Source organism: Halomonas sp. 113, from assembly GCF_904067645.1.
Classification (GTDB): domain Bacteria; phylum Pseudomonadota; class Gammaproteobacteria; order Pseudomonadales; family Halomonadaceae; genus Vreelandella; species Vreelandella titanicae.
Window position 1 is genome coordinate 1,240,903 of the sequence record NZ_LR881453.1, and the last position, 15,901, is coordinate 1,256,803.

Below are 15,901 nucleotides of genomic sequence, written 5' to 3' on the forward strand. Positions count from 1 at the left end.
TTTTGTTGGTGGAGTGCAGGAGGCGGGTGGGGGAAATGCAAGGGGAAGGTTGATACTGCCGAATTAGGCTTTGCTTGGTTGTGAAAGAGTGGAGTAGAGTCAAGATATAGTTGATAGAACTTCAATGGAAGAGCCGTCAGGTTGAATAAGGTTGCTCAGGGTGCCTCATTTAAACCTATATATATCTTTGATTTTATTAGGAGATCTATATGCCAATCGTAACCGTTCAGCAGTCTCCAGGCAGGACTAAAGAGCAACGTGAGCTCTTAGTTAAGCGTATAACCGAAGCATTTTCAGAAGCATATGGAACCAGCCCTGAGGCAGTAACAATCTTCCTTCAAAATTTTGATGATGAGCATTGGGCCAAAGGTGGGAAGCTACATTCTGATCGTTCCTGAGCAGCTTTCCCGAATGGACAATGGTGATCAGTGGGGCAGGTCGAGATATTGAATCCGTATAGCGTTTGACTCTGAGGGTAGCCTTCACCCGCTCCATCAGTTTCATAGGGGCCGCTCCCTACAAAATGTGTGCTTATATACAGCGTTGTCGAGTTAACCAAAACGCGCAAGCACCCGAATCTTGGGTGTACTGCCGAAATTTTCTTTGCTACCTGAAGAATCAATGGGGTAGAGTTAATTTTGGTGGCTACATAAGCTCAATGAACGCGCCGAAACGTTTATTGAGCTTATGCAGCGGGGTGTATAATCACAGTTAAACCTAATGCCGAGTTTCGGGGGTGTAAATACCGTTGCGAATAGACGAAGTTCCACCTTCAGAGGTTCCGATAGATCTACTTCTTTTGGCAGATCCATCTGAAAAGGCCATCAAAGAGTACCTGGATCAGGCAAGGTGTTTTGTTGCATATACCAACGACGAGGTGATCGGATCTTGTGTTCTCAAGCCAATCGGAGCAGGAATATTGGAATTGATGAATATTGCTGTTTCTCCATCGCATCAACAGCGTGGCATCGGAACGCGACTTTTGGAAACAGTTATCGATAAAATGCAGGAGTCAGGTGCAAAGGGCCTAGAGGTCGGAACCGGTACTTTCGGTTACCAACTGACCTTCTACCAAAGGCAGGGTTTTAGAGTGGACTGTATTGATAAGGGTTTCTTTTTGAAGAACTATCCTGAGCCAATCTTTGAAAATGGAGTTCAGCATAAAGATATGCTGAGACTCACTCTCGAATTTTCTGGCGATACGTCATGCCAACGAACGGTTTAACAATGCAATGCACGCGACAAGCGCGTGATTGTGGTGTTATGTCTCAAAAGTAGGTAGGTGCACATGGCAATGATTACTGATTTGGTAGTGTTATTGGTAGCTTTGCTCCACGGATATTTCTTGATATTGGAGATGTTTCTTTGGGATAAGCCGATGGGCCTTAAAGTCTTTGGTCATTCCAAAGAGCAAGCCGCAACGACAAAGGTTTTGGCATCGAATCAAGGTCTTTATAACGGTTTTATTGCAGTCGGTCTTTTGGTTGGTATCTTTCAAGGTGCGGCAGGATACGATTTCAAGTTATATTTCTTGGCGTGCGTTGTTGTGGCCGGAATCTACGGTGCAGCAACAGCAAACCGGAAAATTCTATTTGTGCAGGCGTTGCCAGGAGCAATTGGCTTGCTTTTAGTTCTTTTCGCTAATCATTAAGTGCAGGTTCGCCATAACAATTCGCATCAGTACGCGGCCTGCGGCCGCCGGATACCCTTTCCAGGGCTCCTTCGTCACCATTTCAAGGTCGCCGCTGTGCACGGAGTTAGGAGAAGTACGTGACCAAAAAAGTCACTCAGATATCGGAATTTTTACTTCAGTTTGATGCGTTAAAATCGGTAAACCGCAAAACCTACATCAACGGTGGAGAGCGAGTTGAGAACTCAGCAGAACATTCGTGGCACCTGGCGATGGCTTGCTGGGCTTTTGCAGAGCAGTCACAGGAAGACTTTGAACTCTTAAAATTACTCAAACTGGCCCTGGTGCATGATCTTGGTGAGATTGGTGCAGGAGATACATTTCTCTATAGCGCAAACCGCAATGATGCCCACATTGAAGAGCGTAAGTATATCGAGAAACTGGCTTCTCATCCCGGTAACCCAATCGGAGATCTTCCGGAGCTCTGGGAAGAGCAAGAGTCTGGGGAAACTAAGGAAGCAAGGCTTCTCAAAGTCATCGACCGTCTATTACCCTTTCTGCACAATGTAACGAGCGAGGGCCGTGCCTGGAGAGACCATGGCATACGGAAGAGCCAAGTGCTGAAAATGCATGGGTTCATAGAGCAGGAAAACTCAGAAATATACGACTGGTTTATTTCAAAGGTTGAGTACGCCGTGGATCAAGGCTGGCTAAAGAACTCCTAACCAGGTCCGTCACGGCGACGCCTTCATTTCGTAGCCGCGCGTGCTGAACGGCGTTAGATCTACAACCAAGCACTAAAATGGAGCTCTTAATGAAAGTTGCATACAGGATGGCAACACCTGACGATGTGGCCGAATGCATTGCCTTGAGAGGAAAGGCGAGAGAAAACGCTTTCTCTGTCGAACAATTGGAAGAACTCGGTATTACTTTAGAGAGCTGGAAAGCAGGAATTAGCGATGGCTCCTTACCTGGTTACGTTGGTGTTAGTGAAGGGAAGATTATTGGCTATTGCTTCGGTGATAGCGAAACCGGAGAAATTGTTGTTTTGGCACTATTGCCAGAATATGAAAGTAAAGGTGTTGGCAAAGCACTATTAAATCAAATGATTGAGTCTTTCAACTCTTTAGGGTTTGAACGACTTTTCCTCGGGTGTTCATCCGATGCGAAAGCTCGGTCATATGGCTTTTATCGACACCTAGGCTGGCGTTCAACTGGTCTATTTGATGATGCGGAAGATGAGATACTTGAATACTTCCCTAATAAATAGTGAGGTCATATTGGTACCATCCAACAAGTGGTTCAAACCGTTCGCTGTGCTCGCTGGGACGGGCTAAAGCCCACCCCTTAACAAAACGTTGAGCCTGTAGAAAAACCCCGCTGACGGCAAAGTTTTGGTAGGATCGAGAAAACAGACGAGGAGTGGTCAGCATGCCGCGCTTCAAGCCTTATAACCACGATCAAAATGCCATGGTGGTTATAGTTGGGCGCTAAAGTGGCTAAATGCCGATATTAAGATTACTCAGCCAGATGACCGGCTGGGTAAATAAATAAGGACAACAGGCGGTGGAAACGGCTCGAAATCGGTTTTTTCTACAGCCTCGTTATGGCACACGATTAAATTAACTGACTCAAAGCTCAGCGTCATAACAAAGCGTTTAAGAGTGAATCGCAACGCTTGGCATTCTCAGTTCAAGGTTGGGTTTCGTGTTTACGGCGCAATAGTTTAGGTTAGGTGACAGCGTTACTCACACCTTAATGCGGCGTTAAATCAGTAGTGATACCGGAGTTGGGCAATTAGCAAAGCGTCATCCGTGACTTTGTAAACCATTCGGTGTTCTTCGTTGATTCGCCGAGACCAATAACCGGCGAGACTGTGTTTGAGAGGCTCTGGTTTGCCGACCCCTTCAAATGGCTCTCGTTTGGTCTCTTTGATTAACTTGTTAATTCGGTTAAGAATCTTCTTGTCGGTTTTCTGCCAGTACAGATAGTCTTCCCAGGCGCTCTCGGAGAAGATTAGTTTCATTCAAGAAGTTCCTTCTCCTGACCACCACCTTGTTCCAATTCGGCAACGGATTCCAGCAAACGGCGGGCGTTCTTAGGTGCGCGCAGAAGATAGGCTGTCTCTTGCAGCGCCTCATAGTCTTCGAGAGAGATCATTACCACGGATTGCGCCTTGCTTCGGGTGATGATCATAGGTGAATGGTCTTCACAGACCTGCTCCATGGTTTTTGCTAGATTGGTTCTAGCGGCTGTGTAGCTGATAGCATCCATAAGGTTGCTCCTGTACAGGATGTTGTTAATGTACAGGATATAGTACGTAGTGAGGTTTGACAATCAACTGCACAGCGCTCGGTTTTCCGCCGCTTTGCGGATTCGAATCCATTGGAAAGTTACGCGTGTTGGCAGCTTGTTTGCTAATGCGTTGTCTCAACGCAGACGCCATAGCTTTTCGATACGTCGTACCATCGCCTGGATTACCTGTCGTCGAGCTTCTTGCTGATCCAGCCGCACACGCTCAAGATCAACGCCTCCCCGCCCATCGCGGTATCTGGAAGGGATGCTTCCCTTGAGCAAATTGCCGGCACTTCCTTCTGGCACGGCATCGTTATAGCAGGGGGCTAACGAGCCGTGGTGGTGAAAGTTCTGCACTTTTGTTGAGTTCATCATGCGCCTGACCTCCATCATATCGTCCCTGTTCCCGGGGCGATTGGGTTATCTCATGGGTTCAGGTGCATGCTAATCTTGTTCTAAGCTGCAAGGTATTCCATGAAAGTGAGAATTAACTTTGCAAAAACGAACAGGTAAAAATCTCAGGCAACCTTCTGCCATGACACAGAAAACCAGGAGTCACCTAGCGTGGAACGACTTTGAGGTCGTCCTGGCAATCGCAACTGCAGGTTCGCTGTCGGGTGCCTCACGCGTCTTGGGCGTCAGTCACGCTACGATTTTCCGACGGCTGGGTGATATCGAACAGCGCCTTGGTGTTGCTCTTTTTGAAAGAAGCCGAACCGGTTACCGGCCAACGCTTGCTGGAGAAGAGCTCGCTGAAACCGCCAGAATCATGGATGAAGTAGCCTTGGCCGCCGAACGTAAAGTCGCTGGGCGCGACTTGGAGCCGAGAGGGGAAATCTGGCTCACCACAACGGACTCTTTGTTGATGGGGCTGCTCTCTCCTCTGTTCACGCAGTTTCAGCATAAATATCCAGGCATCGTGTTGGACGTCGCCGTATCCAACCAGCTATTCAATCTGACACGCAGAGAAGCTGACGTCGCCATCCGCCCGTCCAATGCTCCTCCTGAAAATCTGATTGGGCGACCGCTGACGGCCATAGGGCAGGCGGTCTACGGACACCGAAGCCTCAATCTGTCACCAGGAGCTTCTATCAAGACCCTTGCTAGCCAGCCCTGGATTGGTGCTGGCCCGCGATTGCAGGACTCAGCACTGGATCAGTGGATGGACAACAACGCGCTGAAAGCGGCCTGTGTCTACCGTGTCGATACGCTGGTCAATATACTCAGCGCTATTAGCTCCGGTATGGGGCTGGGTGTGCTGCCCTGTTATTTGGCGGACGAAGATCCGGACATTATCCAGCTCACTGATCCTATCCCGGAGCTGGAATACGGCTTGTGGTTTCTGATGCACCCGGATCTACGAGGCGTAGTGAGGATTCATGCCTTGATGGATTTTCTGACAGAAGTGGTTCGCGCTCAGAAACAACGCTTGGCCGGTTACTGTTTAACGACAAGCACGACCTTACCTTGAATGCCGCCTTGCATAGCTCTCTGGTGCGCAGCCGATGCTTCTGCCAACGAATAGGTACTGTCGATCACGATCCGAATGGTACGGTCGTCGAGCAAGCGACTGGCCTGCGCCAGCAGCATTCCGTTTGAGTGCACCTGTAGTGAGGAAACCGTAACCCCTAGCCTGTTGGCTTCATCCCTGGCAGAAAAGCCCAAGGGGTTGACCAGAAAGAGCGAACCGCCTGGTTTAATAATGCTGAGGAAGCGCTCCATGTTCGGGCCACCCACAGCGTCAAGCACCAGATCCACATCATGTGCGACCGTTTCGGCGGCTGCCTTGGTGTAATCAATGAAGTCGTCAGCACCCAGCTCGCGAAGAAGCTCTTCATGCTTACCCGAAGCAACCGCGATTACACGCGCCCCTTTCCATTTGGCGACTTGAACCGCTAGATGCCCCACGCCACCGCCAGCTCCATTGATCAAGACGGTCTTGCCTTCGAGCGGTACAGGCACATGCCGAAATGCCTGGAATGGATTGGGTAGGTCATTACCAGGATCAACCAGAAACTGCCAGACAGTAAGCAGTGACATTGGGGCACCTGCTGCCTCGACATGAGAAATGCCCTTTGGCTTCAACGCTAGGTGGCTTTCAGGAACGCTGACATATTCGGCATAGGTGCTGCTGCCCGTCATCAGGTCTTCGGGAAAACGCACCATTGCAAAGACGTGGTCACCTACGCTGACTTTGGAAACCTCGTCGCCAATGGCAGCAACGACCCCTGACACATCAGTGCCCAATATCAACGGGAAATGTGGGCTAGGCTGCCATTCTGGAGGTAGCGCCCGATAGCCGTCGCGCAGGTAAAGGTCTGGTGGGTTAAGACTTGCCGCATTAACTTGGATAAGCACTTCACCGGTTTGTACTTCGGGTCGGGGCGTATCTTCGTAAAGCAAGACCTCTGGGCCACCGAAACTATGCAGCTGCACTGCTTTCATCATGTCGTTCATCACAACCTCACTCAAGAATAGTCACATGGCAAATAGTAAGGAAGTTCCTTGTCATTGATAATGGTGCGTAGATTCGTTTTAATAATTCCATGAAGGAACAAATCGGATTGGAACGCCTCACGGGGCTTATCGCATTTGCACGCGCCGGCTCCTTAGGCAGCTACACCGCTGCGGCGCGCTCGCTGTCTGTTTCGCCCTCTGCGATAAGCAAAAGCATCCAGCGGTTGGAGCGTCACTTCGGCGTCTCTCTTTTCACTCGTACGACACGCTCGCTGTCTTTCACGGCCGAGGGCCGCGACTTGCATGGACGTGTGCTAGAGCTGTTGCGCCAGGCAGAAGAGATAGAGCAGGTAGTGAAGTCTGCTCGTTCCGAGCCCGCAGGCACGTTACGAATTGCGGCATCACTCCCATTGGGTCTGCATCTGATTGCTCCTGCTATTACGGATTTTCGAACGCGCTACCCGAAGGTAACGATCGACCTGCGGCTGAGCGACCACATCGTCGGTATGGTTGAAGAGAGCATTGATCTTGCAGTGCGGATCGGTGACCTTGCGGATTCGTCACTGTTGTCCAGGCGACTCTCGCCTTACAGGCTCTCTTGCTACGCTTCGCCAGACTACCTGGCTAGGTATGGTGCTCCCGAGCATCCAGATGAACTGGTGGGGCACGAAACGATCAATTTGCGCTACCAAAGTACGGGGCAAATGTTTCGCTGGCCGTTCCGGATCGGCGAGAAGGAGATCGAAATAGTGCCATCTTCCCCTGTTATCGTTGATTCAAGCGAAGCCGTCATAGCTGCTATGGCCACGGGTGCAGGTATCGGGATGGTTGCAAGTTTCATGGCTGCCCAGCGGGTTAGGCGAGAGGAACTGGTACCAATCCTGCCCGACTTCGATGTAGAGCGGCATAATATCATTGCGCTATGGCCACAGAGTCGTAGCACCAACCCCGCTGTACGCGCCTTTATCGATATGTTGATCGAACGACTTTGAACAGCTTTGTGTCGTTTCGGTGAGCGCCATTTTGACGGCGGCTGCTGGCCGAAAGCTCACCAGGATTGTCGTTCTCCGTTCCTTTGCGTCAGCGATCCGAGCCACGCACAGCTACCCTGGGAATTTGCCGCTACAGTGCCAATAGTCCTGCGGTCTGGTGCAAAACCAAATTCCAGTTCGAGCGGATGGATACCTGCTAGTCTCCATCCATAGTAGGGAAAAACTTTCTGACCAAGGGAATCTATAAATACTCTGAAACAGTGGGGCTGATTCACGCCAAGCAAAACTGTCGTTGCAATGCCTATTGCAACTTTGGCTACAGCTCAAGAAACGGCAGCATTACTAAAACTGAGTGCCATCCCAATCAACACTACGCCGCCAATGAGTTTTGCCCAATGGCCCAACATATTTACCGAGTTTGTGGTCTAGTAGCGCTCCTATGGAGGCCATCACTGTGATGGCTAAGCCAATGGTGAGGCTGACGGTGATGATGTTCACATCAATGAATACGAGGCTGGTGTCTATGTTCACGGCGTCTAGGCCAGTGATGGAATGCAGGGCAATACACGTTATGGTAGGAAAGCTCGTTTGATTAAACTAGGTGCGTAAAATAACTTACTTAAGTGTAAGGTTAGGATGCTGAGTAGCGCTGGATTCTATCAAGTTCTTCTCTGATGATAAGCAGTTAATGAAAAAGTAAATATTTTTATAAATGTAGGGCGTATACTATTTGCTAATGAGTATCTAGTGAATAGCCCTCTGCCATAATTTAGATTAGCATTAGGAGGGCTCTCAGAGTAATAGCTTAATACTGCGTACTCATGATTTTTTATATATGTCGGACTGATGATGATCTTGGGATCAAACTAGGCATAGCCACTCTATTGATCGGCGAGCCAGAGTGTTTATCGCTTAGCAGTAAGTCGACAGCCTGTTGTGCAATATAGTCAAAAGGTATGTATACAGACGTGAGCGGCACAGGTAGACGACTGGCAAGAGGGATATCGTTATATCCGACTAATGAAAGCGTTTTGCCCACCTCAATGCCAAGTCTATGTGCAGCAGCCATCACGCCAATAGCGAGGTTATCGTTGACTGCAAAAATGGCTGTTGGTTTCTCATTCTGTGAGAGCAGAGCCAGCCCTGCTTCCTCGCCAGCTTCGATTCCATAGCCTGACTCGATAATCCATGGCTCACGCACAGGAATCCCTGATTCGCTCATGGCTTTGCGAAAGCCTTTTTGTCGGTCGCGAGCGCTAGAGGTAAAGCTAGGGCCTGCAACAAGGCCAATGTCACGGTGCCCCAGGTCGATGAGGTGCCGAGTAGCAAGGTATCCACCTTGAATATCGTCACCCAAGGCAGAAGGACTTTTACCATCGGTACGAAGCACCAATGAGTGCGGAACTCCCCGGTCACGCAGTTGAGATGGTAATTGGTCATCAAGTCGGCTGGTAGCCAAAATTAGGCCGTCCACACGTCGATTGAGAAGCAATTCAACCGCTTGACGCTCGCTTTCAGGATCGTCACCACTGGTTGCTACGATAGCGAAATAGTGACGTTCTTGAGCAACTTTAGAGATCGCTTCGTAGATAAGAGCCATGACGGTATCGCTCAGTCGGGGCACCAGTACACCGATAGTGCCTGTACCACCTCGCCTCAAGCTGGAGGCAAGAATGTCACGCTTATAGCCGAGTTCTTCCGCCGTTTTTTTAACCCGTTGAGCGGCTGGGCTATTGGAAGGCGGAAGGCGCTCATCAAGAACGCGAGAGACTGTAGACGTGCTGACGCCCGCGGCTTTGGCAACGTCTTGCATAGTTATAGGCTTACCGTGCATGAATATATTATTCCATGACGTGAGGTGGATTACTGAACCTCTGTGTTGGCTCGCATAAACAGGCATTTAGGCGAACCATTCTATCGGTTTTACAGCGATCTTATAAGCGATATGACGCTAACCCCACTGATTTACTATTAGTTTGCTTTCCGTATCCACACATCATTTGTGAGTCGTAGACTAACGTCTAATTTTCGATGTGGTGTATTTGGTGAAACGATTGCAATCGTTCCCAGGAACGATAACACAATCATATAAGAGGAATCATTATGTCTCTCGATCTCCGAGGTTTGACCCCCGCACCGGTTACTCCTTTCACTCGCGATGGCGAGGTTGATTTTGCTGCAATCAAGAAGCTTGGCTCTTGGTTGGGCGGCATCGACGGCGTTAAAGGTCTCGTTGTTCTTGGCCATGCTGGTGAGGGTACATTCATGACCTCTGACGAGCAGACGCGCGTTATTGAGGCATTTGTTGAATCGGTAAAAGGTGAGATACCCATTATCGCGGGCATCACTCGCGAAGGTGACCATGTTGCAGCCGAAGAAGCAAAACGTGCTGTCGAGGCGGGCGCATCTGCTGGTCTAGTCTACCCATCTCATGGCTGGCTAAGGTTTGGTTATCAGGAGGGAGCGCCTCAAGAGCGCTATCGCCGCATTCATGAGGAAAGTGAGCTACCGCTGATTCTTTTCCAGTATCCGGACAATACGAAAGCCACTTACAACCTCCAGACGCAGCTTGATATTGCGGCTCAACCTGGTGTGTTTGCGATGAAAAATGGTGTTCGAAATATGAAGCGCTGGGATACTGAAATTCCTGTCATTCGCGCTGAGCACCCGGATCTACAAATTCTGACTTGTCATGATGAGTACCTGCTTCACACCATGTTTGATGTCGATGGTGCGCTAGTTGGCTATGGCAGTATTGCACCGGAGCCTCTGATCGAACTGATCAAAGCAGGAAAAGCCAAGGATTATGCCAAGGCGCGCGAATTGCATGATCGCCTCCTTCCAGTCACCAAGAATGTCTATCACCGTGGTTCGCATATGGAAGGGACTGTGGCTCTAAAATGGGCCCTGGTAGCCCGGGGTATTCTTGATCACGCTACTGTGCGCTCTCCGCTTCGTCCGCTTGCCGAAGGCGCAGATCGTGAAATTGCTGCTGCTATGAAACAAGCCGGTTTAGCCTAACCGGGATTGACGAATCCTTAGACGCTGGGCGTCCCCGAACGGTGATGCCAATGAGGCATCACCGTAATGCATCCTAAATAACAAATTTAATAGGAGCGTAGGATGAGTATGAATACCAAACATGATTCAGGGCCATTTCCCCCTGCGACAAACCACCATCGATCTCGGTTTTCTCTGACGTTGCCACAAATGCTTGCGTTAATGGGGCCTGCATTTGTCGCTGGCGCTTGGCGTTTCGGACCCGGTGCGCTGACATCCGCTGTGCAGGCAGGCAGCCAATATGGCTACATGCTGCTTTGGGTAATCCTTGTGTCTGCAGTGCTAATGTTTGTGTTTAATGATATGGCTGTTCGGTTGGGCCTTGCATCTGGTGACTCTGTGGTCAAAGTCACCAAGCAAAAACTTGGTCGGCCAATTGGTGTCATGGCTGGCTTCGGTGTTTTCTCTATCACTTTGATGTTTGCTGTAGGCAATGCCGTTGGCTCTGGTTTAGCGCTAAGCCTGCTTTTAGGAGGTTCGGTAGTAGGCTGGACGCTCGCTAGTACAGTAGCGGTCGGCTTATTAATAGCCATGCGGAATACTTATAAGGCGATGGAGCGCTTGTTGGTCGCTTTGATTGGGCTTATGTCCGTAGGTTTTTTAGCATCAACCATACTGAGTGACCCAGATTGGGCGGCTGCTGCGCAAGGTCTTATTCCCAAATTTCCTGCTGAGGCCAGCGTTCTTTTAATTGCTTTGATCGGTACAAATTTCTCCATTAACTCAGCTTTTTATACTGGCTATGCCATCCATGAAAGAAAGCTGAATAGGCAGCAGTACCGAGCTATTACGTTAATGGATACTCTCCCGGGGAATGTGGCAACCGCATTTATGGCGATGCTCATCATCATTGTAGCCTCAGCGGTACTTCACTCCACTGGTACTGTAGCAACGACTTTTCCACAGTTGGCAAGCGTATTGGAGCCGCTGGCTGGAAAGGTAGGGGCGGTACTGTTCAGCCTTGGGTTCTTCGCAGCCGCCTTTTCATCAATGGCGGCAAATGCTTCTGCGGGAGGAACGCTATTAGCGGATGCGTTGGGCTGGAACAGCAGTTTATCCGGATGGAGAGTCAAGCTGCTTGTATACGGGGTGTTGGCTTGGGGAGCTACGGTTGCTGTGGTGGCGAAGGGTTCTCCCATTGAGCTAATTATTATCGCTCAAGCCTTAACCGTCCTAGTAGCACCTTTTTTGGGAATTATTCTCTTTCTTTTGACAAGACGTGAAGATGTGATGGGGGATCTAAAAAATGGCCCTCTACAAACCACGCTTGCTCTAGTGGGGTTGGTGACCATTTTCGCAATGTCTTCTCAGCTTGTTTTTAGGCTCCTGGGTTAAGTTGAAAATAAAAATTTATAAACATGGAGAATAAAGATATGAATAAGTGTCTGTCGTGGCGCAGAGTGCTTCCTTTCTTAGGATATTCTTTTCTATTCGTTACTCCTTCTGTATTTGCAATTGATTATGATGTGAATGGAACCAACGTTTCTTTATACGGTTATGCTAAGCTTGATGTGATGTATGACAGTGGCGACATTAAGGCTGGAAATAGCAGTGGCATGGGCGATAGTGTGAACTTCTCTAAAATTGCTGTGGATGGCCAACCAAGCACAAGTGGGCATTCGAATCTGCATGCTAATGAGTCACGCCTGGGTATCCGCACTACAACGCCGACAGAGAAAGGTGACTTGATTACCAATATCGAAGGCGATTTTTTCTTCGGTAATCTCCGAATGCGTCAGGCCTATGGTTCATGGAACGGTATTACTGCAGGGCAAACGTGGAGCAATTTTCACACCTTTCTAAGCACTACTCCTACGCTTGATTTTACTGGTCCCGCAGGGCGCGATGCATTCCTTCGACAAGCACAACTGCGGTATTCAGTAGGTGATTTTCATGTTGCTATTGAGGATCCGAGCGGTGCCATGTCTGGCAACTCTTTTGACGGAGGCTACGATGCAGTAACCGGTGGTAGATCCATTGCTGGTACTGATGTTGATCGTAAAGATGGCTTGCCAGACATTACGCTTCGGTACGAATCATTGGCTGGTGCATTACGTTGGGCATCAGCTGCCATGATTCGAGAAGTGGCCTTTGACGATGGTGCAGCAAAAGACTCAGAGATCGGGTGGGGAGCTTTTGTCGCGACTAGTTACGCTCTTACGCCAAATACGACTTTGCGTGGTCAGGTAACCGGCGGTGAGGGTATTGGGGCTTACATGAAAGTAAACCCGGCACCCTCAGCTTATCGAGCAGGCAACGAGCTAGAAACCATCTTTGCATGGGGGGGAACGATTGGTATTAGCCACGATATAGGCCCCGGTGCTTTCAACGTTTCATACTCATTTGTTAATGCAGATTGGGATAATGCCAAGCGCGATGGCGTTTCTCTTGTTAATACTGGTAGCTCAAGTGAGTTTATAAGCGCTTATGACGAAGAGCGTGAACTTGTGCATATTAATTACCAATGGAGTCCTGGTCATAACGTAACCTACGGAATTGAGTTGGCTCATGCTGCACGGCATACTGTGGATGGCCGTAGTGGAAGTGTCGATCGCCTACAAGGGAGTGTTATCTATCGGTTTTAACCTGCGGCTTCGGCCTGAATAAAAAGTTGTAATTGATTATATGTCTATGGCTAGTTGTGCGGATAGTGATCTGAACCTTGCTTCATCGTAAGGTTGTTTTAAGCGTTAGCATTTTTGCTAACGCTTTTTTTAGTTAAGTGGGCTAGAAAAGTCTTTAAAAAGGAGCACTGCGTTGATATAAATATCTAACATCTACGCCAACAGAGTACACCTATGAAACATGGTGTCTTGTGCGAATGGGCGAGCAGCTAGATGAGATCATGGGGGAGCCTGAGCTTTTATTGTGTTGGGGGAGACAGCATCTCACTCAATAGCGTTTTCCTTGTCTGCTGTAGGGCGTTAATAATATGAACCATCGATTCGTACTCACCGGCGGCCCCGGTGGTGGCAAAACCACGCTCCTTGATGCCATAGAGAAACGGGGCTATCGCGTTGTACCTGAGTCTGCCCGTAGCATCATCAAAGAGCGGTTGGCGGCGGAGCTATCACCTCGGCCAGACCCGGTCTCTTTCGCTCAGGATATTCTGAAATCCGATATTGAAAAGTACCGGCGTGTCGCTGTTGGCGAGCAGGCCACGTTCTTTGATCGTGGGGTGCTGGATGCGCTGTACATGCTTGATGCGGAGAGCGCGTTGTCACGGGCGGGCATCGCCAACTATGTTCAACTGTTCCCCTATAATCCCGTTGTTTTTCTTCTGCCGCCATGGGAAGACATTTACGGTACAGATTCAGAGCGTGATCAAACGTTCGAGGAGTCCCTCAAGGTATTCGAGGGGATGAAAAGCTGGTATTCGCAATGGGGTTACAAAACGCTGGAAGTGCCGCGTGACACTATTGATGAGCGCGTGAAGTTCGTTTTACAGCATGTAAATAGCCTTTAAATTGTCATTGTTGTTGACGGTTTTCTTCCCCACGCTTTACCAAGACTGCTGAACTACAGCATCATCACTATCGATATGCGCCGAGCCAAGAGAATCCTCTCGCTGGATGCCACCTCCATCCACCAAGCGAGCGTTGCCTAAAAACGCACAGCCTAAGGCTGGAGGAATCAGGTCAAGGAAGTGAATATGCCCACGACTGCTGAGTAAGGTCATGAAATATCCAGAGATCGGCCTGCACATACGTACCTATGATGATGAAGTGAAAAGTCACTCCCATGACCATCATCAACTGGTATTGCCCCTGGTCGGCACGCTGTTTCTGTCAGTAGATTCCATGGCGGGGGAGGTGGTACAGCACCGTGCGGCCATCATCCCTTCAGGAAGCGGCCATGGGTTTGCTGCAACAGAAGATAATCGGTTTTTGGTGGCTGATTTGCCTGAGGGGCTGGCTCCTGCGCTAGATAAGCTGCCTTGTTTCGTGGAGCTTGATTCGGCTTTGCGCCATTACGTCCAGTTCCTACATGCTCAGGTCATGAGCGGGGCTGGAGCGGATGCTACCCAGCATCACATGCTGCTATTGCTGTTACAACTGCTGCAGGAGCGCCATGGAAGTCAATTGAAACTGGATCGCAGGGTTCACGCGGCAAAACAGTTTCTGGATGATCACTTCCACCAACCTATTTCCATGGCTGAGGCTGCTAACGTGGCCCATTTGAGTATTCGGCAGTTGAACGATCTTTTTCGCCATCAGGTGGGCATGACGCCTCATCAATACCTCACCGAAGTGCGAATGAAAGAGGCGTTTCGGCTTCTGGAACAGTCAGGCCTCAGCGTTCAGCGGGTGGCTGATGCGGTAGGCTACTCGTCGTTATCGGCCTTCAGCGACCGCTTCAGACGTCACTTTGGCAAACCGCCTAGCCACTTCCGCCGTCTCTCGACATAATTCCGCCAGGATTCAAAAGATCCTCATTGATGCCATGGATACGCTCTCCCGCAACCGCTAACGCATGAGAATCTCGGGGGAGAGTGACATGGCAACCGTGAATGCCGCTACCTGGATCGGATCCATTTCCGTTCTGCTTTGGGGTACTTTGGCTTTGCTGACCAAGCTATCCGGTGGAGATATTCCAGAGTTCCAGCTGATGGCCATGACTTTCGGCATTGCGTTTCTGTTGATGGGTGGGCGTTGGATCTTGGCTGGCCATACGGGCGTTCGGTATATACGCCAGTCGCCGTTTGCCTGGTGTATCGGTATCGTCGGGTTATTCGGTTATCACTTTGCATATTTCAAGGCGATGACGCTAGCACCGGCGGTGGAAGTCAGCCTGTTGGCTTACCTCTGGCCGCTACTGATCGTTCTGCTGTCTGCCCTGTTACCGGACGAGAGGATGCGAGCTCAGTCTATCGTTGGCGCCTTGGTGGCGCTGGTGGGTTGTTGGTTGTTGATCAGCCGAAATGCAGGCGGATTTGCTTGGGAGAACCTGCCCGGTTATCTGGTAGCGCTGGCGTGTGCATTGATTTGGTCTTCTTACTCCGTGCTCAGCAGATTGGTACGTTCAGTGCCAACCGATGCCGTCGGTTGGTTCTGCGGTGTGACGGCACTGCTGGCTTTAGGGTGCCATATGCTGTGGGAAGAGACGGTGTGGCCGGATGGCTTGATGCAATGGGTAGGCGTGGTTGGGCTGGGACTCGGGCCGGTTGGAATCGCATTTTTTACCTGGGACTATGGCGTCAAACACGGGAACATCCAGCTACTTGGCACCCTAGCCTACAGCGCGCCACTCATTTCGGTGGTGTTACTGATCCTGGCAGGATACGGCGAGGCCACGGTGGCCGTATTGAGTGCCAGCGTGCTCATCGTCATTGGTTCTGTGATCGCAGGTCGCGCGAAGCATCGGGGTGCGGGTAGGCAGTAAGGTACATAAGCTAGAGTTTTTTGGATTCGAAAAAGTCATGATGTAAGCCCCAGAAAGGGCGGGTATGAGCCGATAGCAACGGGCT

20 protein-coding genes are annotated in these 15,901 nt (G+C 49.9%); 13 read left to right on the plus strand and 7 right to left on the minus strand.

All coding sequences use genetic code 11. The annotated features are described in order from the left end of the window. Positions 1-209: 209 nt before the first annotated feature. The 5 genes from YERSI8AC_RS05845 (at position 210) to YERSI8AC_RS05865 (ending at position 2,900) form a co-directional block, all read left to right on the plus strand. Positions 210-398 (plus strand): 2-hydroxymuconate tautomerase, encoded by a 189-nt coding sequence (locus tag YERSI8AC_RS05845; protein ID WP_022520619.1) that lies wholly within the window; start codon positions 210-212, stop codon positions 396-398. Between the two features lie 401 nt (positions 399-799). Then, positions 800-1,225: a GNAT family N-acetyltransferase gene (locus YERSI8AC_RS05850; protein ID WP_236557256.1), complete on the plus strand. Its 426-nt coding sequence runs from the start codon at positions 800-802 to the stop codon at positions 1,223-1,225. 63 nt (positions 1,226-1,288) lie between these two features. Beyond that, entirely contained in the window at positions 1,289-1,651 is a 363-nt protein-coding gene (locus tag YERSI8AC_RS05855; protein ID WP_027959862.1) for a DUF1304 domain-containing protein, read from the plus strand. 119 nt (positions 1,652-1,770) lie between these two features. Continuing rightward, positions 1,771-2,355 carry an HD domain-containing protein gene (locus YERSI8AC_RS05860; protein ID WP_159176313.1) on the plus strand — a complete coding sequence of 195 codons (585 nt, stop codon included), beginning with the start codon at positions 1,771-1,773 and terminating at the stop codon, positions 2,353-2,355. 89 nt (positions 2,356-2,444) lie between these two features. Then, positions 2,445-2,900 carry a GNAT family N-acetyltransferase gene (locus tag YERSI8AC_RS05865; protein ID WP_022520615.1) on the plus strand — a complete coding sequence of 152 codons (456 nt, stop codon included), beginning with the start codon at positions 2,445-2,447 and terminating at the stop codon, positions 2,898-2,900. Between the two features lie 501 nt (positions 2,901-3,401). On the opposite strand, the gene YERSI8AC_RS05870 is transcribed toward YERSI8AC_RS05865, so the two are convergent. The 3 genes from YERSI8AC_RS05870 to YERSI8AC_RS05880 all read right to left on the minus strand — a co-directional run bounded on the left by YERSI8AC_RS05870 (position 3,402) and on the right by YERSI8AC_RS05880 (position 4,300). Beyond that, positions 3,402-3,656, minus strand: coding sequence for a Txe/YoeB family addiction module toxin (locus YERSI8AC_RS05870; protein WP_022520614.1), 255 nt, complete (start codon positions 3,654-3,656; stop codon positions 3,402-3,404). After that, positions 3,653-3,904, minus strand: a complete 252-nt coding sequence (locus YERSI8AC_RS05875; RefSeq protein ID WP_022520613.1) for a type II toxin-antitoxin system Phd/YefM family antitoxin — start codon at positions 3,902-3,904, stop codon at positions 3,653-3,655. Before YERSI8AC_RS05875 ends, YERSI8AC_RS05870 begins: the two co-directional genes overlap by 4 nt. Before the next feature lie 156 nt (positions 3,905-4,060). Then, on the minus strand, positions 4,061-4,300 hold the full coding sequence (locus tag YERSI8AC_RS05880; RefSeq protein WP_053856851.1) for a hypothetical protein: 240 nt from the start codon (positions 4,298-4,300) through the stop codon (positions 4,061-4,063). Positions 4,301-4,460: 160 nt separating this feature from the next. Here YERSI8AC_RS05880 and YERSI8AC_RS05885 point away from each other — a divergent pair, with 160 nt between their 5' ends. Continuing rightward, a complete protein-coding gene (locus tag YERSI8AC_RS05885; RefSeq protein WP_022520611.1) occupies positions 4,461-5,396 on the plus strand; it encodes a LysR family transcriptional regulator in 936 nt (311 codons plus the stop codon). On the opposite strand, the gene YERSI8AC_RS05890 is transcribed toward YERSI8AC_RS05885, so the two are convergent. After that, on the minus strand, positions 5,363-6,382 hold the full coding sequence (locus YERSI8AC_RS05890) for an NADP-dependent oxidoreductase (protein ID WP_022520610.1): 1,020 nt from the start codon (positions 6,380-6,382) through the stop codon (positions 5,363-5,365). The two genes, YERSI8AC_RS05885 and YERSI8AC_RS05890, sit on opposite strands and share 34 nt — an antisense overlap. A gap of 107 nt (positions 6,383-6,489) precedes the next feature. On the opposite strand from YERSI8AC_RS05890, the gene YERSI8AC_RS05895 reads away from it, so the two are divergent. Then, positions 6,490-7,374 (plus strand): LysR family transcriptional regulator, encoded by an 885-nt coding sequence (locus YERSI8AC_RS05895; RefSeq protein WP_022520609.1) that lies wholly within the window; start codon positions 6,490-6,492, stop codon positions 7,372-7,374. A 342-nt stretch (positions 7,375-7,716) separates the two neighbouring features. Here YERSI8AC_RS05895 and YERSI8AC_RS05900 read toward each other — a convergent pair whose 3' ends face one another. Together YERSI8AC_RS05900 and YERSI8AC_RS05905 are read right to left on the minus strand one after the other, a co-directional pair. Then, complete coding sequence (locus tag YERSI8AC_RS05900; protein ID WP_022520608.1) at positions 7,717-7,905, minus strand: hypothetical protein; 189 nt, start codon at positions 7,903-7,905, stop codon at positions 7,717-7,719. A gap of 298 nt (positions 7,906-8,203) precedes the next feature. Further along, positions 8,204-9,208 carry a LacI family DNA-binding transcriptional regulator gene (locus tag YERSI8AC_RS05905; protein WP_022520607.1) on the minus strand — a complete coding sequence of 335 codons (1,005 nt, stop codon included), beginning with the start codon at positions 9,206-9,208 and terminating at the stop codon, positions 8,204-8,206. Positions 9,209-9,477: 269 nt separating this feature from the next. Here YERSI8AC_RS05905 and YERSI8AC_RS05910 point away from each other — a divergent pair, with 269 nt between their 5' ends. From YERSI8AC_RS05910 to YERSI8AC_RS05925, 4 genes are all read left to right on the plus strand, one after another. Continuing rightward, complete coding sequence (locus YERSI8AC_RS05910) at positions 9,478-10,395, plus strand: dihydrodipicolinate synthase family protein (RefSeq protein ID WP_022520606.1); 918 nt, start codon at positions 9,478-9,480, stop codon at positions 10,393-10,395. 102 nt (positions 10,396-10,497) lie between these two features. Beyond that, entirely contained in the window at positions 10,498-11,769 is a 1,272-nt protein-coding gene (locus YERSI8AC_RS05915; RefSeq protein ID WP_022520605.1) for an Nramp family divalent metal transporter, read from the plus strand. 38 nt (positions 11,770-11,807) lie between these two features. Continuing rightward, positions 11,808-13,019, plus strand: coding sequence for a DcaP family trimeric outer membrane transporter (locus YERSI8AC_RS05920; protein ID WP_022520604.1), 1,212 nt, complete (start codon positions 11,808-11,810; stop codon positions 13,017-13,019). 347 nt (positions 13,020-13,366) lie between these two features. Continuing rightward, a complete protein-coding gene (locus tag YERSI8AC_RS05925) occupies positions 13,367-13,900 on the plus strand; it encodes an AAA family ATPase (RefSeq protein WP_022520603.1) in 534 nt (177 codons plus the stop codon). 36 nt (positions 13,901-13,936) lie between these two features. Here the strand turns inward: YERSI8AC_RS05925 and YERSI8AC_RS05930 are convergent, their stop codons facing one another. Continuing rightward, positions 13,937-14,113 carry a hypothetical protein gene (locus YERSI8AC_RS05930; protein WP_155705713.1) on the minus strand — a complete coding sequence of 59 codons (177 nt, stop codon included), beginning with the start codon at positions 14,111-14,113 and terminating at the stop codon, positions 13,937-13,939. Here YERSI8AC_RS05930 and YERSI8AC_RS05935 point away from each other — a divergent pair. Together YERSI8AC_RS05935 and yddG are read left to right on the plus strand one after the other, a co-directional pair. Beyond that, a complete protein-coding gene (locus tag YERSI8AC_RS05935; protein WP_022520602.1) occupies positions 14,112-14,843 on the plus strand; it encodes an AraC family transcriptional regulator in 732 nt (243 codons plus the stop codon). The two genes, YERSI8AC_RS05930 and YERSI8AC_RS05935, sit on opposite strands and share 2 nt — an antisense overlap. Before the next feature lie 88 nt (positions 14,844-14,931). Further along, positions 14,932-15,816 (plus strand): aromatic amino acid exporter YddG, encoded by an 885-nt coding sequence (gene yddG / locus YERSI8AC_RS05940; protein ID WP_022520601.1) that lies wholly within the window; start codon positions 14,932-14,934, stop codon positions 15,814-15,816. The last annotated feature ends 85 nt before the right edge of the window (positions 15,817-15,901 follow it).